Origin of the sequence: Streptomyces sp. NPDC002730, assembly GCF_042888805.1 — a bacterium.
Taxonomy (GTDB): domain Bacteria; phylum Actinomycetota; class Actinomycetes; order Streptomycetales; family Streptomycetaceae; genus Streptomyces.
Genome location: NZ_JBIAQG010000021.1, coordinates 70,411 through 93,296 on the forward strand (window position 1 = coordinate 70,411; position 22,886 = coordinate 93,296).

Annotated in this window: 15 protein-coding genes and 1 pseudogene; 12 read left to right on the forward strand and 4 right to left on the reverse strand. The window is 69.4% G+C overall.

What is annotated here, in order from left to right:
• Positions 1-14 precede the first annotated feature (14 nt).
• The gene (locus ACFYXH_RS38560; protein ID WP_362689640.1) at positions 15-494 is read left to right on the forward strand and encodes a hypothetical protein; all 480 of its coding nucleotides are present in this window, start codon (positions 15-17) and stop codon (positions 492-494) included.
• Between the two features lie 7 nt (positions 495-501).
• Here the strand turns inward: ACFYXH_RS38560 and ACFYXH_RS38565 are convergent, their stop codons facing one another.
• Positions 502-1,404, reverse strand: coding sequence for a DUF4231 domain-containing protein (locus ACFYXH_RS38565; RefSeq protein WP_389573507.1), 903 nt, complete (start codon positions 1,402-1,404; stop codon positions 502-504).
• A gap of 244 nt (positions 1,405-1,648) precedes the next feature.
• Between ACFYXH_RS38565 and fxsA the strand changes: the two genes are divergently transcribed.
• The 4 genes from fxsA (at position 1,649) to fxsT (ending at position 9,801) form a co-directional block, all read left to right on the forward strand.
• Positions 1,649-1,813 (forward strand): FxSxx-COOH cyclophane-containing RiPP peptide, encoded by a 165-nt coding sequence (gene fxsA / locus ACFYXH_RS38570; protein WP_327322663.1) that lies wholly within the window; start codon positions 1,649-1,651, stop codon positions 1,811-1,813.
• Between the two features lie 9 nt (positions 1,814-1,822).
• On the forward strand, positions 1,823-4,030 hold the full coding sequence (fxsBH, locus tag ACFYXH_RS38575) for a radical SAM/SPASM protein FxsBH, inactivated beta-hydroxylase extension form (protein ID WP_389573443.1): 2,208 nt from the start codon (positions 1,823-1,825) through the stop codon (positions 4,028-4,030).
• Positions 4,031-4,541: 511 nt separating this feature from the next.
• A complete protein-coding gene (locus ACFYXH_RS38580; protein WP_362689647.1) occupies positions 4,542-5,876 on the forward strand; it encodes a TIR-like protein FxsC in 1,335 nt (444 codons plus the stop codon).
• A complete protein-coding gene (gene fxsT / locus ACFYXH_RS38585; protein WP_389573445.1) occupies positions 5,860-9,801 on the forward strand; it encodes an FxSxx-COOH system tetratricopeptide repeat protein in 3,942 nt (1,313 codons plus the stop codon). Before ACFYXH_RS38580 ends, fxsT begins: the two co-directional genes overlap by 17 nt.
• 78 nt (positions 9,802-9,879) lie before the next feature.
• On the opposite strand, the gene ACFYXH_RS38590 is transcribed toward fxsT, so the two are convergent.
• Positions 9,880-10,734 (reverse strand): alpha/beta fold hydrolase, encoded by an 855-nt coding sequence (locus ACFYXH_RS38590; protein WP_389573447.1) that lies wholly within the window; start codon positions 10,732-10,734, stop codon positions 9,880-9,882.
• A gap of 187 nt (positions 10,735-10,921) precedes the next feature.
• Between ACFYXH_RS38590 and ACFYXH_RS38595 the strand changes: the two genes are divergently transcribed.
• Positions 10,922-11,761, forward strand: coding sequence for a slipin family protein (locus ACFYXH_RS38595; RefSeq protein ID WP_389573450.1), 840 nt, complete (start codon positions 10,922-10,924; stop codon positions 11,759-11,761).
• Positions 11,762-11,983: 222 nt separating this feature from the next.
• Positions 11,984-13,069 (forward strand): S1 family peptidase, encoded by a 1,086-nt coding sequence (locus ACFYXH_RS38600; RefSeq protein ID WP_389573510.1) that lies wholly within the window; start codon positions 11,984-11,986, stop codon positions 13,067-13,069.
• 132 nt (positions 13,070-13,201) lie between these two features.
• Here the strand turns inward: ACFYXH_RS38600 and ACFYXH_RS38605 are convergent.
• Positions 13,202-14,289, reverse strand: a pseudogene (locus ACFYXH_RS38605) (DUF3533 domain-containing protein).
• A 142-nt stretch (positions 14,290-14,431) separates the two neighbouring features.
• Between ACFYXH_RS38605 and ACFYXH_RS38610 the strand changes: the two are divergent.
• From ACFYXH_RS38610 to ACFYXH_RS38620, 3 genes are all read left to right on the forward strand, one after another.
• Positions 14,432-17,944, forward strand: coding sequence for a DNA polymerase III subunit alpha (locus tag ACFYXH_RS38610; RefSeq protein WP_389573453.1), 3,513 nt, complete (start codon positions 14,432-14,434; stop codon positions 17,942-17,944).
• Positions 17,941-18,948, forward strand: coding sequence for a hypothetical protein (locus tag ACFYXH_RS38615; RefSeq protein WP_389573455.1), 1,008 nt, complete (start codon positions 17,941-17,943; stop codon positions 18,946-18,948). The genes ACFYXH_RS38610 and ACFYXH_RS38615 overlap by 4 nt, the downstream gene beginning before the upstream one ends.
• Positions 18,949-19,078: 130 nt before the next feature.
• Positions 19,079-19,969 (forward strand): lipase family alpha/beta hydrolase, encoded by an 891-nt coding sequence (locus ACFYXH_RS38620; protein ID WP_389573458.1) that lies wholly within the window; start codon positions 19,079-19,081, stop codon positions 19,967-19,969.
• Positions 19,970-20,057: 88 nt separating this feature from the next.
• Here the strand turns inward: ACFYXH_RS38620 and ACFYXH_RS38625 are convergent, their stop codons facing one another.
• Positions 20,058-21,083 (reverse strand): lytic polysaccharide monooxygenase, encoded by a 1,026-nt coding sequence (locus ACFYXH_RS38625; RefSeq protein ID WP_389573461.1) that lies wholly within the window; start codon positions 21,081-21,083, stop codon positions 20,058-20,060.
• A gap of 286 nt (positions 21,084-21,369) precedes the next feature.
• Between ACFYXH_RS38625 and ACFYXH_RS38630 the strand changes: the two genes are divergently transcribed.
• Together ACFYXH_RS38630 and ACFYXH_RS38635 are read left to right on the forward strand one after the other, a co-directional pair.
• Positions 21,370-21,756, forward strand: a complete 387-nt coding sequence (locus ACFYXH_RS38630) for a phosphotransferase (RefSeq protein ID WP_389573465.1) — start codon at positions 21,370-21,372, stop codon at positions 21,754-21,756.
• A 508-nt stretch (positions 21,757-22,264) separates the two neighbouring features.
• Positions 22,265-22,813 carry an SMI1/KNR4 family protein gene (locus ACFYXH_RS38635; RefSeq protein WP_389573467.1) on the forward strand — a complete coding sequence of 183 codons (549 nt, stop codon included), beginning with the start codon at positions 22,265-22,267 and terminating at the stop codon, positions 22,811-22,813.
• Positions 22,814-22,886: the final 73 nt, after the last annotated feature.

A 22,886-nucleotide genomic window follows, 5' to 3' on the forward strand; every position in this document is an offset into this window, starting at 1 on the left:
GGGGTTGCGGATCAGTGAAACGCATTGGAGTGACCGGCCACAGAGGCATCCCGCCCGAGGCGCACGCCCATATCCGCGCCGGGATGCGCGCCGAGTTCTGCGGTCACGAGGGCTCGATGGAAGCACTCTCCAGTCTCGCGGCGGGCGCTGACCAGCTCTTCGCGGACATCGCTCTGGAGTACGGCGCGGAACTGACCGTGGTGATCCCCAGTGGCGACTACGAAGCCGGTTTCACGGCCCCGGACGAGCTCGCCAGGTACCAGGACCTCAGGGGCAGGGCGAGCCGGGAGGTCCAGCTGTCCTTCCCGCACTCCACGGACGAGGCCTACTACGCGGCCGGCGCCTATATCGCCGACAACTGCGACCGTTTGCTGGCGGTCTGGGACGGCCGCCCGGCCCGCGGTCTCGGCGGCACGGGCGACATCGTCCGCTACGCCCGACACCTCGGCAAGCCCGTGACGGTCATCTGGCGCGAGGGCGTCGAGCGCTACTGACCATCCCTCAACTACGGTGCCTCACAAGCCAGTCGGTGTGCTGGGGCGAGACGATGCGCTCGGTCTCGTAGACCGCCGACGGCCACTCCACATCGCTGACCGAGGTCTCCATCGCCGTATGCATCGCCGCCAGGTCCTCCTCGACCAACGAGTGGGCAGCGATGAGGGGTTGATGGCGCCGGATCTCGCTCCAGGCCAGACAGGCGGCGGCTGCCGCCGACAACAGGCCCATCACATCGACGGATTCGGCGATCGAGAAGGTCTTCAGCAGCGCGAAGAAGAGTGCGAGCAGGGTGAGCAGCCCGATTGACGCGGACCAGAGCGCGGTGGCGCGGCGGGAGTTCTCCGTGCTCCGGTGGTACCAGTTGCGCTGCTCGATCAGCCGGTCCCTGACATAGGTCTCCTTGCGGATGCTGAACGTCTTCGCGTGCAGCCGCCGCATGGGTGTGGTGATCAGGTCCGCGGCGGCCACCTCGGCATCGCCGTGGCGCGGGTCCTGCCAGCCGACTTTGGCCAGCTCCCGCAGCCCTTCCTCCAGGCGCACGGCGAACAGCTCGTCCGCATCGGTGGAGTGGGAGTCGAAGGGCGCTCCATGGACGGCGTACCGCCAGCACATCGACTTGATGAACTCCGCTGCGGAGCGGTTGAGTTGCCAGTGCGACTTTGCTCTGCGCCGGGAGGTGCGATAGCCCAGCGCGAGCACCCCTGTATAGGCCAACGTGCTGAGTGCGCCCGCGAGTTGGAAAGTGTCACCGAGCTTCAGTGAGGACGGCAGCGTGGCCAGGGCGGCGCCCAGGACCAGGAGCAGCAGCTGGGAGCGGGTGGAGCCGACGGCCTCGCGCTGGTGCGAGATCGCGACGCTGTCCGTGCGATGGAAGAGAACCGGCAGATCAGTGTTACGAAAGACCATGCTGTGCAGTGGGCCGGAAAATTCGGTCATGCGCACTCCCGTCTGCAGTTTTGTCTTCACTCTTTAGGCGGAATGGCTTGTTCCGTACTGTCCTGCGAGAATGCGCCACAACTCTTTTGTTCCGTCTCCATGTGCTGAGTTGCTGCGAGTGGCCATGAGAGTAAAGTCGTGCCGCCGGCATCGCAACGGTGCGTGGTATCTGTGCTGGACACAACGCTGGACACAACATCAAGGACGGCCCCTCATGAAGTTTCAGACCTCAGCGTCCTTCGCCGCTGCGAAGAAGAATCGCGTCCCGTTGGCTCAGATCGATCTCCGTGGCGCCGTTGCCGCCAGGAAGCTCGCCCGGGTGCTCCCCGTCTCGGTCGACGTCACTCGGCGTGCGTCCACGTTCAACTCGGCGCTCTAGACTGGCGGAATGACTGGACCCCTGGTCCCATTCCGCGAGATCGTATTGAAGGTCCACAGCAGATGTGATCTTGCATGTGACCACTGTTATATCTACGAACACGCTGATCAGAGCTGGCGCACTCGCCCGAAGGCAATCTCTGACGAAGCGATTTCCTGGACAGCTCTGCGACTGGCCGAGCATGCCAAGAGTCATGCCCTGCCCTCCGTGTCAGTGATCCTGCACGGAGGGGAGCCTCTTCTGGCAGGGCCCGCACGGCTGCGACACATCTGCGAGGAGCTCACCAAGGCCCTCGACGGAATCGCCGAACTCGATCTTCGTATCCATACGAACGGCCTCCAGCTCAGCCCCCGCTACCTCGACCTCTTCAGCGAGTACGACGTCAAGGTCGGGATCTCCCTCGACGGCGACCGGAGTGCGAACGACCGCCATCGCCGCTTCGCGGACGGCCGCACCAGCCACCCCCTGGTCCTCAAAGCCGTCGACCTGCTCCGCCAGGAGCGCTACCGCCACCTCTATCTCGGTCTCCTCTGCACCATTGACGTGGCCAACGATCCGATCGCGGTGTACAACGCGCTCACCGAGCTGGAACCGCCGCGTATCGACTTTCTGCTGCCGCACGCCACCTGGGACGCCCCGCCGGCCCGCCCGGACGGTTCGGCCACCGCCTACGCCGACTGGCTCCTGGCCGTCTTCGACCGCTGGGACGAGCAGGGCCGCAGTATTCCGGTACGGCTCTTCGAATCGGTGCTCTCCACCCTCGACGGCGGCCCCAGCCTCACCGAATCCCTCGGCCTCGCGCCCACCGACCTCGTCGTCGTCGAGACCGACGGCACCCTGGAGCAGGTCGACTCCCTCAAGAGCGCCTACGAGGGCGCCGCAGCCACCGGATTCGATGTGTATGCCCACCCTTTCGACGAGGTCGCGGCCCACCCCGGAATCAGAGCACGCCAGCAGGGACTCGCCGGAGTGAGCGAGACCTGCCACCAGTGCCCGGTCGTACGGTCATGCGGCGGCGGGCTCTACACCCACCGCTACAGCTCCCGGAACGACTTCGACAACACCTCCGTGTACTGCGGCGATCTCGAGGCGCTGATCCGCGGTGTCGAACAGCGCACCGCCGCCGCGACCGTGTCCGCCGCGGTCACGGACCCCGGCGTACTCATGGCCGAGCACCAGGACGTGACCCGCACCCTGCTCGCCGACGTCCACCTGGAGCTCGACGGACAGGGCGGCGAGGCCTGGGACGAGGCCTGGGAGTTGGCGTCCGCCCTGGAGGGGCGCTCCGACGCGCTCGACGTGGTGCTCGGCCATCCCTACACCTACACCTGGCTGCAGGATTGTCTGGCCGCCCTGCGCGAGGAGCGGCCGGAGGCGGCCGGGCTCGCGCTCCGGCTGCCGTCCTACCTCGCCGCCGCGGTCGTACGAGCCGGGCTCGAGGTACCCGTCCGGGCGCCGTACCGGAACGGCAGGCTCTGGCTCCCCACGCTCGGCGAGCTGCGGCTGACGGGCCTCGGGGAGCACGGCGAGGCCGAGGTGCGCGCGGCCGAGAAGGGGTTCCTGGTACACGTGGACGGCCGCGAGCCGTGGCACGTACGCGCCGACGAGGACAGCGGCGACTGGCGGCCCGTGCGCAGGCTCGGCGGCGACGGGGTGCCCGCGCTGCGCCTCGACGACATCGACCCGTACCGGGACTGCTTCGGCTTACCCGTGCGGGAGCGGCTCGGCTCCCGTGAGGCGGACGGCTGGAGCGGGCGGCTGGCCGAGGCCTGGCAGCTGCTGCGGCAGACCGTACCCGCACAGGCCGCGGAGGCCGCCGACTGTCTGACGACCCTGACACCGCTGGTCTCGGGTGAGGCGTCGGTGCGCCGGCACGGCTATGGAGCGCTCGGGATCGCGGTGCCCGGCACGCCCGAGGAGCTGGCAACCGCGCTGCTGCGCGGTTTCAGGCGGGCCAAACTGCAGGCACTGGTCGAGGTCACCGATCTCTACGCGCAGGACGGCTGGTGGACCCATCGGGCGCCCTGGCGGGAGACGCCGATGCCCCTCTCCGAGCTGCTGGCCGGAGCGTACGAACGTGTGGGCCTCGCGGCCTTCGAACCGGCCGGAGCCGAGCAGGCCAGGCCCGCGCTGGAAACCCTGGCGCGCGCGGCCGAACTGACCGTCAGCGGCCGGCGCCTGCTGGACGAGTTGTGGAAAGAGTCGGACTGTGGCTGAGCCCGGGCGGACACGCCGGCCGGCCGTCACCCCGATGCCGTGATGACACCCGAGCAGGCGGCGGCCTTCCGGGCGGACCTGCCGGCCATCGACGTCGCCGGATCCGCAGCCGTCGGATGGGCCGGTTGGCCGAGTCCGTGCGGAGCGCCGAAGGGCCGGGTGGATTTCGCCGCCGCACTGCATTCCATCTCGCCGAATACCGGACCGGAGCACGTCCGCGCACCTACCGTTGTGTGGTGCAGCGACCGGGTGGGGACAATCAATGGGCCGAGCGCAAGGCCGTCTTCTTCTGGAAAAGGGGGCAGAAGGGACAACTGGGAGGAAGGCCCGCAAGGTTGTTCCCGATCAGGGAACGGGTCGGGCCGTGCGGAGAGCTGGATGACCGAAAAGCGGTGTTGATTGACCGAACATCGGGGGGATGGAGAGTGACCGGCTCCGGAATGATTAATTCGCTCGCAGCCTTAGGCGCTTGTGGGTCTGGGTGTGGGCGTTCACACAGGACGGGGGTCGTGTGTCAGATTCAGCGCAACGAGCGGCGGATCACCGGCCGTACTTCTTCTTGAGCTATGCACACACACCGCGGTACGGGGCCGGCGGCCCGGACCCCGATATGTGGGTCGAACGGCTTTTCCGTGATCTGTGCGGCCATGTGATGGCCATGACCGATCTGCCGGCCGGTGCGCCCGCCGGGTTCATGGACCGGGAAATCCGCTCGGGGGAGGGCTGGTCGGAGCGGCTGGGCGAAGTGCTGGCCACCTGCCGGGTGTTCGTCCCGCTCTTCTCACCGCGGTACTTCGCCAGCGAGATGTGCGGCAAGGAGTGGTACGCCTTCGCCCAGCGGGCCATCTACCACCATGCGAAGAGCAACCGGCCGGCGGAGGCGATCGTGCCCGCGCTGTGGGTGCCGATGCCGCCGGAGCAACTCCCGGGTCCCGCGGAGCGGTTGCAGTTCAACCACCGCGCCTTCGGCGACCGGTATGTCACCGACGGGCTCTACGGGCTGATCAAGTTACGGATATTCGCCGAGGAGTACGAGGCCGCCGTCTATGAACTCGCCAAACGCATCGTCAGCGTGGCGGACACTACGCGCGTCGGTTCCGGCAGCCCGGTCGACTACCGGCAGGCGCCCAGCGCCTTCGGCAAGCCCACCGGCGGCCCCCGCCCGATGCATGTGACCGTTGCCGCGCCCACCCGCCACGATCTGCCCGAGGGACGCGCCCCCGACTACTACGGCAAGCAGTCCCAGGAGTGGAATCCCTACCACCCGGACTCCGCACGCCCGTTGGCGTACATCGCCCAGGACCTGGTCCGCTCCCTCAACTACCAGGCGACCGTCTCCTCCTTCGACCACGAGACGCCGCCCGACATCAGCCAGCCACCCACCCGGCCCGAGATACTTCTGGTCGACCGCTGGGCCCTGGAGGACGACGAGCGGCGCGAACGGCTCGCCGCCTTCGACGCGGAGCCGCGCCCCTGGGTGAGCGTCGTCGTTCCCTGGAACCGCGACGACCCGCAGAGCCGGACATCGGAGGCCGAACTGGTCGAGAAGCTGGAACGGACCATGCCGCACCAGATGCGCCAGGGCCGGACCGCCTGCCGGGCGGCCGCCAAGGGCGTGCTCAGCATGGAGGCCTTCGGCCAGCTCCTGCCCCAGGTGGTGGAGGCGGCAGCCCAGGAGTATCTGCGGCACGCCGAGGTCTTCCCGCCGGTGCCACCGGCCGGCGCCGGTGCGCGTGAACGGCCCCGGCTGCGCGGCCCGATGGCCGAGTACGGCACCACCCACTACGTCCCGCACACGCATGACATCGCCCCTGATGCGGAGGACACGGATGACAGGCAGTCGTGACGGACGCATCGTCACCTTCTATTCGTACAAGGGAGGTACGGGCCGAACGATGGCCCTGGCCAACACCGCCTGGATTCTCGCCGCGAACGGCAAGCGGGTCCTGGCGGTCGACTGGGACCTGGAAGCGCCCGGCCTGCACCGCTTCTTCCACCCCTTCCTCGACCCCTCCACGCTCGGTGCCACCACCGGAGTCATCGATCTGATCACCGAGTACGCCTGGGCCGCGACCAGCCCCGAGCCGCGCCGCGACGACTGGCATCTCGACTACGCGCGCATACAGCCGCACGCCGTCTCCCTCACTCCCGAGAGCCTGGGCTGGGAGTTCCCGGACGGCGGCACGCTCGACTTCGTCTCCGCCGGCAAGCAGAACCGCGAGTACTCCGCGACCGTCTCCACCTTCGACTGGGACAACTTCTACGACCGGCTCGGCGGCGGCCACTTCTTCGACGCGCTGCGCGAGGACATGAAGGCCAACTACGACTACGTCCTCATCGACAGCCGTACCGGCCTCAGCGATATCGCCGACATCTGCACCGTCCATCTGCCCGATGTCCTGGTCGACTGCTTCACCCTCAGCGACCAGTCCATCGACGGTGCCGCCTCGGTGGCCCGGCAGATCGACGAGCGGTACGGCGGCCGCGGCATCAAGATCTTCCCGGTGCCGATGCGGATCGACGAGGGCGAGAAGGAGAAGGCGGACGCCGGACGCGCGCTGGCCAGGCTGAAGTTCGACCGCTTCCCCTCCGGGCTCAGCGGCGACGAACTGACGGCCTACTGGGGCGCGGTGGAGATTCCGTACCGGCCCTACTACGCGTACGAGGAGACGCTCGCCACCTTCGGCGACGAAGCCGGTCTGACCAACTCCCTGCTCTCCGCCTTCGAACGGCTGACCTCCGTCATCACCGAGCAGCGGATCACCTCCATGCCGCAGGTCGGCGAGGAGATCAGGCTCCGGATCAGGGACGCCTTCACCCGCCGCCGTCCCGCCCTGCCCGCCGACCTCTTCCTCAGCTATGTGGCCGAGAACCGCATGTGGGCCGACTGGGTCGAGTACATGCTCACCCGGGCCGGCTTCCGGGTCGTGCCACGCGATGTCTCCGTCGAACAGGAACCGGCCGGCGCGGACGCGCTCGCCGCCGAGAACGCCGCCCGCACGGTCGTGCTGCTGTCCAGCGCGTATCTCAAGTCCGCCCGGGCGGTGGAGGTCTGGTCGCGGGCCGCGGCCGAGGACCCGAGCGGCGGCCGACGGCATCTGCTGCCGATCAGAGTCGGCGACGTCCGGCTCACCACTCCGTACATCGACCGCAACCCGGTGGACCTCTTCCGCCTCGACGAGGTGGCCGCCACCACCGCGCTGCTGCGCGCACTGGACCGGCCGGTGCAGCTTCCCGACAGCGCGTCGCCCGGACCGCGCTTCCCCGGCACTGTGCCGAAGATCTGGAACGCGCCGCCCCGCAACCCCGGCTTCACCGGACGCTCGGTGGTGCTGGAGCGGATGCGCGACCAGCTCGGCGGCGGCATGGCCGTGGCCGCGGTGCTGCCCCAGCCGCAGACCCTCTACGGGCTCGGCGGCGTCGGCAAGACCCAGGTGGCGCTGGAGTACGTCCATCGCTTCATGGCCGACTACGACCTGGTGTGGTGGATCTCCTCCGAGCAGCCCGACGACGTGGTCGCCGGACTCGCCGAACTCGCCGTCCGGCTCGGCGCCCAGGGCGGCGAGGACATGGCGGCCGCCTCGGAGGAGGCCATCGAACTGCTGCGGAACGGAGTGCCGTCCTCGCGCTGGCTGCTGGTCTTCGACAACGCCGACGACCCCGAGCAGCTCAAGCGGTTCTTCCCGCCGCAGGGGCCCGGGCACATCCTGGTCACCTCGAGGAATCAGGCCTGGTCGCAGTACGGGGACGCGCTGCCCGTCGATGTGTTCCTGCGCGAGGAGTCCATCGAGCACCTCAGGCGGCGTGCCCGCGGACTGACCATCGATGACGCCGACCAGGTCGCCACCGCCGTCGGCGACCTGCCGCTCGCCGTCGAACAGGCCGCGGCGTGGATTGCGGAGACTGCCACACCCGTCGCCTCATATCTCGAGCAGCTGAAGGAACAGGCCGCGAGCGTCCTCGCGCTCAACCAGCCCGCCGGATATCCCGAGCCGGTCGCCGCGACCTGGAACGTCTCCATCGAGCGGCTCAAGGAGCGCTCGCCCGCCGCGGTGCGTCTCCTCCAGCTCTGTGCGTTCTTCGCACCCGAGCCGATCTCCGCGAACCTCCTCTACAGCAAGGAGATGATCGACGCGCTCAAGCCGTACGACGCCTCGCTCCAGGAGAAGCTGGTGCTCGGCCGGGTCATCCGGGAGATCGGCCGGTTCGCCCTGGCCAAGGTCGACCAGGTCTCCAACAGCATCCAGGTGCACCGGCTGGTGCAGGCGGTCATCAGGGCCCAGCTGACCGAACAGGAGCAGCAGGACGCGCGGCACGCGGTCCACCGGATCCTCGCGGGCGCGCGGCCCGACGACGACGAGCCGATCGACAACCCCGAGACCTGGCCGAGGTTCGCCACCATCTGGCCGCACCTCGGCACCTCGGAGGCACGGTTCTGCAAGGAACCTGAGACCCGTCGGCTGATGATCGACCGTGTGCGCTATCTGTGGAAGCGTGGCGACTGGAACGCCGCCTACACGCTTGCCGGCGAACTGCGCGACACCTGGAAGGAGATGCTGGGCAACGACGATCTGCAGTATCTCTACCTGCGCTTCCATCTCTCCAACATCCTTCGCTCGCAAGGCCGTTATGTGGAGGCCAAGGAGCTGGACGAGGTGACCCTGGAGCGTCAGCAGGAGGTGCTGGGCCTGTCCCATCCGCATACGTACATGACCACCAGCGGGCTGGCGATGGACCTGGGCACCCTCGGCCAGTACGGCAGGGCGATGGAGCTGGCGACCGAGGCGCACGAGGGATTCAGCCAGATCTTCCACGAGTCCCATCCGCGTACGCTCGCGGCCGCCAACAACCTTGCGCTGAATCTGCGCATGGTCGGCCAGTACGCCAGGGCGCGCGAGATCGACCAGGAGGTCTTCGACCGGCGTACGGAGGTGCTCGGCCCGGAGCATCCGTACACCCTCTCCTCCGCCGTCAGCCTCGCCAGGGATCTGCGGGAGGTCGGACGGTACGAGGACTCGGTCGCGGTGCTCGTGCGTACGTACGACATCTACAAGGAGCAGCTCGGCCGGACCTTCCCGGGCACGCTGGCGGCGGGCAAGAGCCTCGCCGTGTCGCTGCGCAGGGCCGGCCGACTCGAGGACGCGCGGCGGCTGACCACGGCCACCCGCAACCGCTACCGCGCCAAGTACACCTCGGCCAATCCGGACTCGCTCGCCTGCGATCTGAATCTGGCGGCCGACCTGTTCGCGGCCGGGGAGCCGGTGGCGGCGCGGGATCTGGCGCAGGAGGTCGTCGACCAGTACATGAAGGTGCCGGGGGAGCGGCATCCGTACACTCTCGCCGCCCTCAACAACCTCGGCATCTTCCACTGGGGCTGCGGCGCTCCGGAAGCCGCGGAACAGCTGCTGCTGAAGGTGTCCAGGACGATGCGGGAGGTCCTCGGGGAATCCCATCCGCACGCGCTGTACAGCATCATCAACCTCGCCAACGCCCTAGCCGACCTGGGCGGTCTGGAGGAGGCGCTGGAGATCGAGCAGCGGACCGTGACCAGGCTGCGCGAGGTCCTGGGCGCGCACCATCCCGAGGTGCTCGGTATCGCCTCCAACATGTCCGTCACGCTCGGCCTGCTGGGCCGCAAGGCCGAGGCGGCGCATCTGCGGGCGGAGACCGTGGAGGAGTTGCAGCGGCTGCTCGGCGAGGAGCATGCGCTGACCCGGATCGCACGGGACGAGCGCAGGGTGCACCGCGATCTGGAGCCGCTGGCGGTCTGAACCCGGGGCTCCGTCCGGGGCCCCGCTCCTCGAACTCCCCCCGGACCTTGTCCGGGGGGACCCGACGGTGGCTGGAATTCAGTGGTCCAGCAGCCAGGTCAGGATCCGGGGCAGTGCGTGCAGGGCGTCGAAGTGCGCGGCGGTCGGTTCGAGGACGGCCGTCGCGCCCGGGATGCGCTCCGCGAGCCAGCGGGAGTGGCCCACGGGTGAGAAGACGTCCTTCTCTCCGTGCCAGAGCATCACCGGGCCCTTGATGTCGGCGGGGTCGAAGCCCCAGGGGCTGCAGAAGGCGAGCGCGTCGTCGACCCAGCCGTACGCGGAAGTGCGCAGCGCCTCCTGGTAGTTGCGGAGCAGCATGGACCTGACGCCTGCGTCCGACACCACCATCCGGTCGGAGTCGGTCAGCTCCCTGCGCAGATCGTCGAGCAGCCGGATCGGGTCCTGCCTGATCTCGGCGGAGCGCAGGATGAACCGCTCGGTCATCCCTGCCGGGTCGTCCGACGCGCTGGTGTACTCCAGGACATTGGACGCGGCCATGCCCTCGAACCAGTCGAGTCCGTCGGCGTCCCTGGGCGCGAGCGTCACCAGAGCAGCGGTGCGGGTGACCCGCTCCGGCATCAGGGCCGCGCAGGCCAGCGCGTGTGGTGCGCCGCCCGAGCGGCCCACCACGGCGAACCGCTCCAGGCCGAGATCGTCGGCGATCGCCCGTACGTCCTGGGCGACATCGGCGACGCTGCGGCCCGCCAGCCGGTCGGAACCGCCGTAGCCGGGGCGGTCGTACGCGATCAGCTGCGTACCGCGCTGGTACAGCACCATGCCGCGTGGTGCCGGGCCCAGCCGGCTGCCGGGTGTGCCGTGCAGCAGGAAGACCGGTCTGCCGCGCGGATCCCCCAGCCGTTCCACCATCAGATGCCGCCCGTCCGTCACGCGCATCCGACGTCGCACTCCCGCGCCCCCTTCGTCGTAAGTGCTCTGTGCAGGCATGGTGAGCCTGGCATTCCCCACCGATTCGATGATTACCCATCAGCGGGTCATACGGGGACTCCCTTTGACGTCATTTGGGGTCTACCGTCGAAGAGGTACGTGCACGCGCGTCCACATCGCACCCCAGGGGGCCGTGATGGTAGAGGCACTGGTGACGGCCGGCGCGACGGCAGTGTCCGTCGGAGTCGTCTACGTGATGGCGGCAGCCCGGGTCGTCAAGCAGTACGAGCGGGGCGTGGTCTTCCGGCTCGGAAGGCTCAAGTCTTCGGTGCGCGGGCCCGGTTTCACGCTTGTTGTCCCGTTTGTCGACCGGCTGTGTAAGGTCAATATGCAGATCGTGACGATGCCGGTGCCCGCGCAGGACGGCATCACGCGTGACAACGTGACGGTGCGCGTGGACGCTGTGATCTATTTCAAGGTCGTGGACGCCGCCGAGGCCATCGTGCAGGTGGAGGACTATCGCTTCGCGGTCTCGCAGATGGCGCAGACGTCTCTGCGGTCGATCATCGGAAAGAGTGATCTGGACGATCTGCTCTCCAACCGTGAAAAGCTCAACCAGGGGCTGGAGTTGATGATCGACAGTCCGGCGATGGGCTGGGGTGTGCAGATCGACCGGGTCGAGATCAAGGATGTGTCGCTGCCGGAGACGATGAAGCGGTCGATGGCGCGCCAGGCCGAGGCGGACCGTGAGCGCCGGGCCCGGGTCATCAACGCCGACGCCGAGCTCCAGGCCTCCAAGAAGCTCGCCGAGGCCGCCAAGGAGATGTCGGACCAGCCCGCCGCCCTTCAGTTGAGGCTGCTGCAGACGGTGGTGGCCGTCGCGGCCGAGAAGAACTCCACCCTGGTGCTGCCGTTCCCGGTGGAGCTGCTGCGCTTCCTGGAGCGGGCCGCTCCGCCGCCGGCGGCACCGCCTCCCGCAGTGGCGCAACCGCCCTCGGAAACCGGTCCCGCAGAGTCGGAAACAAGACAGGACTAGTCCTTACGCGCTGCCCATGGCGTCGTTGCACGCGGTGTTCGCAAACGAAACCGACCAGTGTGGACGCTTTCCGTGAAGGTGCTGTGAACGCCTACGCGTTGTCGTGTGCCCGTCCTGAAGTCGACCTTGTGTGCTACCGAGCGGTATCGGAATAGTGGGCGCTCCATCCTCCGTGTCCGGGCACCCCACTTGTCCGGGCGCGGCCCCCACAGGAGGTTGATGTTGAAGCACCGACGCATGCCCAAAAGGAAAGTGGCGATGGCAGGCGGCGCTGTTGTCGCCCTGGTAGCCGCGGGCGTCACCTTCCAGAGTGCGAACGCCAGTGACAACACTGAGCAGTTCGCCGTCAAGCCGCTGTCGGCGGTGGCGGCCGGAAACCTTGCTTCCACCCTCAGCAAGGACCTGGGCGCCGACTCGGCCGGCACGTACTACGACGCCGACGCGAAGTCCCTCGTCGTGAACGTCGTCGACGAGGCGGCGGCCCAGATCGTCCGCAAGGCGGGCGGCAAGGCCAGAATCGTGGAGAACACCCTCGCCGAGCTGAAGACCGCCCGGCAGACGCTCACCACCAAGGCGACCATTCCCGGCACCTCCTGGTCCGTGAACCCGGTCACCAACACGGTGGTCGTCACCGCCGACCGTACGGTCAAGGGCGCTCAGTGGACCAAGCTCAGCCAGGTTGTCAAGGCTCTGGGCGGCAAGGCGGAACTGAAGAAGTCCGCCGGGGAGTTCAAGCCGCTCATAGCGGGCGGCGACGCCATCCATTCGGGCGGCGGACGCTGTTCGCTCGGCTTCAACGTGGTCAAGGACGGCGAGCCGCACTTCATCACCGCCGGTCACTGCGGGAAGGCCGGCAGCGAGTGGTCCGATTCCGCGGGCGGCGCGCCGATCGGCACCATGGTCGACTCGCAGTTCCCCGGCAACGACTTCTCGATCGTCAAGTACAGCGACAGCACCGAGCACCCGAGCGAGGTCAACCTCTACAACGGCAGCTCGCAGCCGATCACCAAGGCGGGTGAGGCGACCGTCGGTATGAAGGTGCAGCGCAGCGGTTCGACCACCCAGGTGCACGACGGTGAGGTCACCGGACTCGACGCCACGGTCAACTACGGCAACGGTGACATCGTCGAGGGCCTCATCCAGACCACGGTCTGCGCCGAGCCCGGCGACAGCGGCGGCTCGCTCTTCGCGGGCGACACCGCGATCGGTCTGACCTCCGGCGGCAGCGGCGACTGCTCCGCGGGTGGCGAGACCTTCTTCCAGCCGGTCCCGGAGGCGCTCGCGGCCTTCGGCGCCGAGATCGGCTGACGCGCGCCCGGCAAGAACCGAGGCTCCGCCCCGGACCCCGCGCCTCAAACGCCGGCGGGGCTGAATTTTCAGCCGTCCGGCGTTTGAGGACTGGGGGGCCGGGGGCGGAGCCCCCAGTTTGCCGCCCGGCCCTCACACGAGGGGCCCGGCCGCGGTTCCGCCCCCGACTGTCATGTCGGCCCCGATCGTCCTCGGCGCCCGGTCGCTCCGGAACAGCGCGCACGCCATCGTGACCAGCGCCCCGCCCACCGCCCACGCGGCGAGCACCAGCATCGGGCCACCCGCGCCGTTGCCCTTGAAGTACGCGATCGAGCGTGCCGTGAAGGTGCCGGCGCCCGGCGGCAGCGCGGGCCCGATGGCCCGACAGAACGGCGGCAGCAGCGGATACGGATACGCGCCGCCCGCGCTCGGATTGCCGAGGACGACCACGAGCAGGATCGCCAGACCGATACCGACGATGCCCGCCAGCCCCTGGAACGCGAGGGTGATCGCCCCGACCGCGAAGACCACCAGGGCTCCGAGGCCCCACAGCGCCATGATGCTGCCGGGCAGCGCGCCGAGGATCGGGCCCGCGATCACCGTGCCGAGCAGGCCCGCGGTGATCGCGTACAGCAGCAGCGCGCCCAGTCTGATCAGGGCGCGTGCCGTATTCGCGGGCCGCGCGCCCGCGCTGATCGCGAGGGCCGCCGCGCAGAGGTAGCCGCCCACGCACCATCCGATCACCAGATGGAACGAGGACAGCCCGCGGGCGTCACCCTTGGCGTCCGGGACCACGTCCACGACGGTCACGGTGCGCCGCTGCGCCTTCTCGGCCTGAATGATGACCTGGGCGAGGGCCTGCCGAGAGCGAGGTGCCCGCGCCGCCGGCGACCAGCAGCCTGTCGGTGGTGCCCCGCGGGTCGATGATGAGCGCCCCGTCGACATCGCGGTTCTTGATCTGCTCCAGCGCCGTCGCCCGGTCCCGGGCGGCGCGCGGGTCGAGCGGATCGCCGGGCTGCGGAGAGCCGCTGCACGGCCTGGTCGGTGGTCCGCGCCGCGGGCGCGACGGCGGCCAGTGGGATCTCGTGCGGCTTCGGCTGGTGGAAGGCGCCGATGTACGACGCGATGAAGGCGAGCTGGAGCGCCGGCACCCCGATGACCAGGACCGCCGCCCGCGTGCTCACCGCGTCCTTGACCTCGCTGAGGAAGCCCGTACGAGGGCCGTCCTGTGTCTGAGCCATGGCCCCCACGCTCCGTGGCGCACGGTATCCATGCAGGTGGGACGGGGCCGAATGGCCGATGGGGCCGGTGTCGCACGAATGTTCGAAACTTGGTCTATGGTGGAGACGGGGGAGGTGAGACGGTCTGATCCAGGAGGTGCGGGTGCCCGGGTTCACGCATCTGCACACCGTTTCCGGGTTCTCCCTGCGCTATGGAGCCTCGCACCCGGAGCGGCTTGCCGAGCGCGCCGCCGAGCGGGGCATGGACGCCCTCGCTCTGACCGACCGCGACACCTTCGCGGGCGCGGTCCGCTTTGCCAAGGCCTGCGACAAGGCCGGAGTGCGGCCGCTGTTCGGTGTGGACCTCGCGGTGGGCGAGCGGGCGCGCAAGGAGGGGCCCACCGAGCGGCGGCGCACCCCGGTGCGCGGCGGGGCGTTCGTGGACGAGTCCGCGCCCCGTACCGTCTTTCTCGCCCGGTCCCGCCGGGGCTGGGCCGAGCTGTGCCGCATGGTGACCGTCGCCCACGCGGCGGACGACGGCAGCCCGCTGCTGCCCTGGAGCGAGAACCACGGCGACGGACTGACCGTGCTGCTCGGCCCGGCATCCGAGATCGGCCGGGCACTGGCCGCAGGACGTCCCGACCGCGCGGCGAAGCTGCTCGTGCCCTGGCAGGAGCGCTACGGCGACCGGCTGCGCCTCGAGGTCGTGCACCACGGCCTCAAGGGCACCGGCCCCGGCTCGCTGCGACATGCCGCCCGCACCCTCGGCTTCGCCGCCGAACGGAGCGTACGGGCCGTGCTGACCAATGCCGTCCGGTACGCCGACCAGGGGCAGGGCCCGGTCGCCGACGTCCTCGACGCGGCCCGCCGCCTCGTCCCGATCGACCCGCGCAAGGGCCTCGACAGCGGGGAGCGCTGGCTCAAGGACCCGGCCGGGATGGCCCGTACCGCCGAGCGGGTCGCCGAAGCCGCCGGCTTCCGGCGCGACACCGCCCACCGGCTGCTCGCCATGACGGAGGAGACGGCGGCCGAGTGTCTGGTCGACCCCGAGGACGATCTGGGGATCGGCGCCGTCCACTTCCCGGAGCCGCATCTGGTCGGGGCGGGTCTGCGCACCCCGCAGCGGGTGCTGGCCTCCCGCGCCGCCGCCGGAATGGTGCTGCGCGGCTATGACGGCCGCCGTGAGTACTGGGAGCGGATGCACCACGAGCTGGACATCATCGCGCACTGGGGCTATGCCTCGTACTTCCTGACGGTCGCTCAAGTCGTCGACGACGTGCGGGAGATGGGCATCCGGGTCGCCGCGCGCGGCTCCGGGGCCGGCTCGCTCGTCAACCACCTCCTCGGCATCGCGCACGCCGACCCCGTGGAGCACGGGCTGCTGATGGAGCGCTTCCTCTCCAAGCGGCGCGCCGTGCTGCCCGATATCGACATCGACGTCGAGTCCGCCCGTCGGCTCGAGGTCTACCGTGCGATCATCGGCCGCTTCGGCGAGGAGCGGGTCGCGACCGTCGCCATGCCCGAGACCTACCGGGTGCGCCATGCGGTACGGGACGTGGGCGCCGCGCTCTCCATGGACCCGGCCGAGATCGACAGGATCGCCAAGTCCTTCCCGCACATCCGCGCCCGCGACGCCCGCGCCGCCATGGAGGAACTGCCCGAACTGCGCGAGGTGGCAAGGGAGTACCGACAGGAAGGGGCACGGCACGGCCGGCTGTGGGAGCTGGTCGAGGCGCTGGACGCGCTGCCCCGCGGGATCGCCATGCACCCGTGCGGGGTGCTGCTCTCGGACGCCACGCTCCTCGCCCGTACGCCGGTGGTGCCCACCAGCGGCGAAGGCTTCCCCATGTCGCAGTTCGACAAGGAGGACGTGGAGGACCTCGGGTTGCTCAAGCTCGACGTCCTGGGGGTGCGGATGCAGTCGGCGATGGCGCACGCGGTCGCCGAGCTGCGGCGGGCGACGGGGGAGGAGCTCGACCTCGACGACCCGGAGCAGGTGCCGCCGGGCGACCCGGCGACGTACCGACTCATCAAGTCCACCGAGACGTTGGGCTGCTTCCAGATCGAATCGCCGGGCCAGCGCGATCTGGTCGGCCGGCTGCAGCCCTCGACCTTCGACGACCTGGTCGTCGACATCTCGCTCTTCAGGCCGGGGCCGGTCGCGGCCGACATGGTGCGGCCGTTCATCGAGGCCCGGCACGGCCGGGCGCCCGTCCGCTATCCGCATCCGGATCTGGAAGGGCCGCTGAAGGAGACGTACGGAGTGGTCGTCTTCCATGAGCAGATCATCGAGATGGTGCACATCATGACCGGCTGCGGTCTGGACGAGGCCGACCGGGTGCGGCGCGGGCTCTCCCATTCCGAGTCGCAGGGGAAGATCAAGGTCTGGTTCGCGCAGCACGCGGAGGCGAGGGGGTACGGGGCAGAAGTGATCGCCCGTGCCTGGGAGATCATCGAGGCTTTCGGCTCGTACGGCTTCTGCAAGGCGCACGCGGTGGCCTTCGCCGTGCCGACGTACCAGTCGGCGTGGCTCAAGGCGCACCACCCGGCGGCCTTCTACGCCGGGCTGCTCACGCACGACCCCGGGATGTATCCGAAGCGGCTGCTGCTGGCGGACGCGCGGCGGCGCGGAGTGCCGGTGCTGCCGCTGGATGTGAACCGGTCCGCGGTCGCTCACCGAATCGAACTGGTGTCTGATGAGGGGGCTGGGCAGGGGGTGTGGGGGCTGCGGCTCGCGCTCTCGGACGTCCATGGCATCAGTGAGGCGGAGACGGCGCGGATCGAGGCGGGGCAGCCCTACTCCTCGCTGCTGGACTTCTGGCAGCGGGCCCGTCCCGGGCGGCCGGTCGCCGAACGGCTGGCCCAGGTCGGCGCGTTGGACGCCTTCGGCGCGAACCGGCGCGATCTGCTGCTGCATCTTGCCGAACTCCATCGGGGCCATCGGGGCCACCGGGGTTCCGGGGCGGGTTCAGGAGCGTACGGAAGTCAACTCCCTCCCCCACAGCTTTCAGCGTGGGAGGTACCCCCCGGCGACGGGCAGAAGACGGCCCCGGTCGGCCTCCCGGACCTCGACGACGCGGAACGCCTCAGCGCCGAGCTCGGCGTCCTCGGCATGGACGCCTCCCGCCATCTGATGGGCGATCACCACACCTTCCTGAAGGAGCTGGGAGTGCTTTCCGCACAGCGGCTGCGCTCGGCACAGCACGGGCAGACGGTGCTGGTCGCGGGCGCGAAGGCGGCCACCCAGACACCGCCGATCCGGTCCGGCAAGCGGGTCATCTTCACCACGCTCGACGACGGTACGGGCCTGGTCGACCTGGCCTTCTTCGACGACAGCCACGCCGCGTGCGCGCACACCGTCTTCCACTCCTGGCTGCTGCTGGTGCGCGGGGTGGTGCAGCGGCGCGGACCGCGCAGCCTCAGCGTGGTCGGTGCGGCGGCCTGGAACCTGGCGGAGCTGGTGGAGCTGCGGCGTACGGGCGGGCTCGACGCGGTCGCGGCGCGGCTGGCCGCACCCGTACCGGTGGAAGGGGAGGGGCCGGGCGACAACGGCCGCCGGATTCAGCTGTTGACGGGCTATGAGCTGAACCCCTGGGCCGACCTTCAGCCGCCGGGTGAGCAACAGGCCGCCACCGGGCGGAAGCTGTGGCACCAGAGCCCTGGGAGCGCGGGATGATCCTCTACGTACGCTTCCGGCGGCCGCCGCTGCGTGAGGCGGGGCGCGACGCGGGGCGCGAGGCGGGCGGCGGGGTCGAGGCGTCGCTGCCCGCGCTGCTCGGTCTGGCCGAGGACATCAGCCCCGTCGTACAGGCGCTCCCGCCGGACGCCGCGCTCATCGATGTACGGGGCGCCGAACGGTACTTCGGACGGGACGCGGCCCAGCTCGCCTCGCTGCTGCGGGTGCGTGCGCTCGCACACTGCGGGATGGACTGCGTGATCGGGGCGGGACCGAACCCGATGCTGGCCAGGACGGCGGCACGGGAGGCCACGCCGGGGACGACCCTGGTGGTGGCGGACGACGAGGCGGCGGGGTTCCTGGCCGACAAACCGGTCGCCGCGTTGGACGGGGTCGGGGCGGCGACGGCCCGCACCCTGTGCGCGTACGGTCTCGACTCCATCGGCAGAGTCGCCGGCGCGCCGCTCGCCGTACTCCAGCGGATCGTCGGCGCGCGCGCCGGGCGCGAGCTGTGGGAGCGGGCGCACGGCATCGACCGTACGAAGGTCGTCCCGAACGCCGCCGCGCGCTCGATCGCGGCCGAACGGTCCTTTGAGCGCGATGAGTTGGATCCGGTGCAGCACCGCAGGGCGCTGCTCTCGATCGCCGAGGAGCTGGGGCTGAGGATGCGCGGCGAGGGCCAGGTGTGCCGCTCGCTGAGCCTCACCGTGCGGTACGCCGACCGGTCGACGACCACGCGTGCGCGCGCCCTGCGCGAGCCGACCGCCCACTCCATGGCGCTCACCGGTGTCGCGTACCGGATCCATGAGTCGCTCGGCCTGCAGCGGGCCAGGGTGCGGAGCCTGTCGCTGCGTGCGGAGGATCTGACGCCTGTCGAACGGGCCGCGCGGCAGCTGACGTTCGACCCCGCGGACGAACGGGCGCGGCGGATCGAGGCGGTGGCGGACCGGGCGCGGGCCAGGTTCGGGCCGCAGGCGGTCGTGCCGGGCTCGCTCGCCGCGTAGCGCCCGCTATTGACACGCATTCAGTTTTTACCGGCGCGTAACTTCCATTCTTTCATTACTCGTGCGTAAGTTGGCGAGAGCACCAAAAACCAGCCATCGCTACTCCCTTGAGCCGCAAGGAGACTGCTCGATGCTGCCCTGGAAACGTGCCCTCAGACCGCTGGCCGCCCTGTTCCTGGCCGCGGCTGTCGCCCTCACCCCCACCGCCGCCGCGAACGCCGATTCGGCCAATGTCGCCTCTGCCAACGCGGAATCCGCACCCCACAGCGGATGGAACAACTACTCTTGTCGGCCCTCCACCGCCCATCCCCGCCCCGTCGTACTCGTCCACGGAACCTTCGGGAACGCCGTGGACAACTGGCTCGCCCTCGCTCCGTACCTGGTGAACCGCGGTTACTGCGTCTTCAGCCTCGACTACGGACAGCTCCCCGGCGTGCCCTTCTTCAACGGCCTCGGCCCGATCGACAAGTCGGCAGAGCAGCTCGACACGTACGTCGACAAGGTGCTCGCCGCGACCGGCGCGTCCAAAGCGGACCTCGTCGGCCACTCCCAGGGCGGCCTGATGCCGCGCTACTACCTCAAGTTCCTGGGCGGGGCCGACAAGGTGAACGCGCTGGTCGGCCTCGGGCCCGACAATCACGGCACCACGCTGAGCGGCCTTGCCAACCTGCTGCCGTACTTCCCGGGCGCCGAGGATCTGCTCAAGGCCGCCACCCCGGGGCTGGCCGACCAGACGGTCGGCTCCGCCTTCCTGACGAAACTCAACGCGGGCGGCGACACCGTGCCCGGCGTGCACTACACCGTCATCGCCACGCGCTACGACGAGGTCGTCACCCCGTATCGCTCGGCGTTCCTGGTCGGACCGGACGTGCGCAACGTCCTTCTCCAGGACCTGTGCGCGGTCGACCTGTCGGAGCATCTGGCGATCGGGCTGTTCGACCGGATCGCGTACCACGAGGTCGCGAACGCACTTGACCCGGCGCACGCGACGCGGACGACGTGCGCGTCGGTCTTCTCCTGAGATTCCCGGGAGATTCCTGAGAAACGAGCGACTGCGGTCCGTTTCCCCTCGGGGGAGCGGACCGCAGTCGTTTCTCCAGTGCTGACGATCAGCGGCCGTGACGCCCGCCGGTGGCCGTGGCCTTACGGCGGACGGTGCCGAACATCGCGGCGGCACCGATGGCGAGGGCGGCGGCGCCGCCGACGGCGATGTACGGGGTGTTGCTGTCGCCGCCGGTCTCGGCGAGGTTCTCGCTGCGGGCGTCGGGCGCGACGGCGGGCCTGGCGGCGCCGTTGGCCTCGGGAGCGTTGCCGGCCGACTGCTTGTCCGGCTGCTCGGCCGGCTGCTCGGCCGGGGTGGCCGGAGCCGCCGAGTGCTCCGAATGCTCGTCGCCGCCATGACCGTTGTGGTCGACCGTGGACTTGTCCGTGCCGTCCGCGATCTCCTTGTCGGAGGGGGCGGAGGCGACCGGGGCCGCACCGCCGCCCGCGCTGCCGTTGTCCTTGCCGAACACGACGTCGGAGCAGGTGTAGAAGGCCTCGGGGGAGTCCGAGCGCTGCCAGATGGAGTAGATCAGGTGACGGCCGGACTTGTTCGGGACGATGCCGTCGAAGACGTACTCACCGTTCACCAGCTTGGGGTTGGTGACCTTTGCGAACGGCTTCTCCTCCAGGTCCGACCACTTGAGGGCCTTCGACGGGTCGTAACCGTCCTTGGTGAGATACAGCTCGAAGGAACCCTTGTGCGGGGCGGTCGCCTTGTAGTGGAAGGTGTGATTGCCGGAGGCGAGCTTGGACGACGGCCAGTCGCCGCGGGGCAGATCGAGGCCCTTGTACTTGTCGCGACCCGCGCTGCACAGCTTGCCGTCCGGGATCAACTGCTTGTGGTTGCCAGCGGCGTTGGCGATGTTGACTTCGTTCCAGTCGTAGAAGGCCTGCGTCCCACTGGCCGCGACCGCCGCCTTGCAGGCTGCCGAGTCCGGGCTCTCCGGCCCCTCGGCAAAACAGGCGGACACCCGGCTGACCGGGTCCGTCATCGATCCGTGCGCAACGGCCGGAGCGGCAGCCAGCCCGGCCAACGCGAACGGTGCGAACCCGAGGGCGGCGACCGAGGCGGCCTTTCGGCGAGCGGTCATGGTGACGTTCTCCTTCAAGCGGCATATGGGGGGACCCGGGGCAGGCTCGAACAGGCGGCGCGGCCCCCCGTAGGACCTACTGCGCCGACTGTTCGAACCGGCCCCGGCGATCAGCAAGCTAGCCGCTCGGAACGTCGAAATCGCCTGCTGGGAGGGGGTGATGGCGATCCTTATGGTGGCTTTAAGGGGGCGCTAAGAGGGCGCTCAGGAAACGGCAGCGCCGAGGATGCAAGCCCCCTGATGAAGGTGGGGGCATCGTCCGTAGTCGTCCAGGGAGGGCTGCCTCGTGTTGGCTGCGCTGGCTCCCCGCGCGGCAGAGAGCATCCTGCGCAGGGCTTGCGCCCTCGCCGAAGTGGACCCGGACGGCATCGAGATGCTGCGATTTGGGGACCACGCAGTGTTTCGCATTGACGGCGGGATTGTCTCCCGCGTAGACCGCAGCCCCGACCGCCTGCCGTCCGTACGCAGAGAGGTAGCTGTCGCGGAATGGCTCGCGGCCGAGGGGTACCCGGCTGCGCGACTGGCGACTGAGGCTGAACAGCCCGTAGTTGTCGACGGCCACCCTGTGACCTCCTGGGAGCCGGCCGACGGCGACACCTACGCCAGTACGCGCGAGATGGGCGAATTGCTGCGGCGGCTCCATGAATTGCCGCCGGGCCTTTCCCTGCCCTAACTCCGCCCCTTCGACAAGGTCGAACAGCGCCTGGAAGGTGCCGTGATCTCGGCCGAGACCCGCAAGCCATGGCTACGTCTTCGGCATTGACAGCGGCGAACAGCGCAGCGCGTTCACCGTACGGCGCAGCTTCAGGGCATTGCTGAGGGAAGCGGGGTTCTCACATCCGGAGGAGTGGACTCCTCGGGACTGCGGCACAGCTTCGTCTCGCTGCACTCCGACCACGGCATCCCCTTGGAAGTGATTGCGCGGGTCGTCGGACACAGCGGGACTCGCACAACTGAAGCGGTCTACCGTAGGCAAATCCGTCCGGTGATCACGCAGGGGGCCGAGGCCATGGACGCGATCTTCGGAGAGCCAGGCGCAGCCGAGGCGTAACTGAAATCCAACTACATGCCATCCGGGGAGCCGCATACGGCTTCGGTAGCGGCGCAGTCAGTCTGATCACCCTGTGGTGGATGCAGAGAGAACGTCCCCAAACCCTGAACAATCCCCAGGAGCCACCCTGATGCATCCCGATGTGGAACAGCTCACCCGGATCGTCCCGCCGCCGGCGGAGCGCGGCCAGCGGGCCTGGCCCGAGGTCGAGGCACGCCTGGGCACCGCCCTGCCCGAGGACTTCAAGGACCTCGTCGACACCTACGGGGGCGGTGTCTTCGACGAGACGATCTGGGTGCTGGAGCCCGACTGCGCGGACCGCGACTACGACCTCGTGGCCATGAAGGAGGAACGCGCCGAGGTACTGGCCCGCCTGTGGGAGATCGGCCCGGAGCCCCGCCCCGTACAGCTCGAGGCCGCGGGAGCCGGCCTGCTCCCCTTCGCCTGCATCGAAGGAACCGGCGCCTATCTCTACTGGCTCACCAGCAAGGACGGGCGGCCAGAGGACTGGACCGTCCTGGCGAACGCCGGCCGCGGACCGGAATGGGAACACCACCCGGTACAGAGCACCCAATTCATCCTGTCCGTCATCACCGGCGAGATCCACTCCGAAATCCTGTACGACCTTCCGGTCGAGGACCACGCCTTCGACTCCAACGACGACATCCTGGAAGCCTGACCAGGACCTCCCCGAAGCACGGTCAACTCCCGGCAGGGCCGGGTGAACAGGAATCTCGGCGACGGTCTGCTCG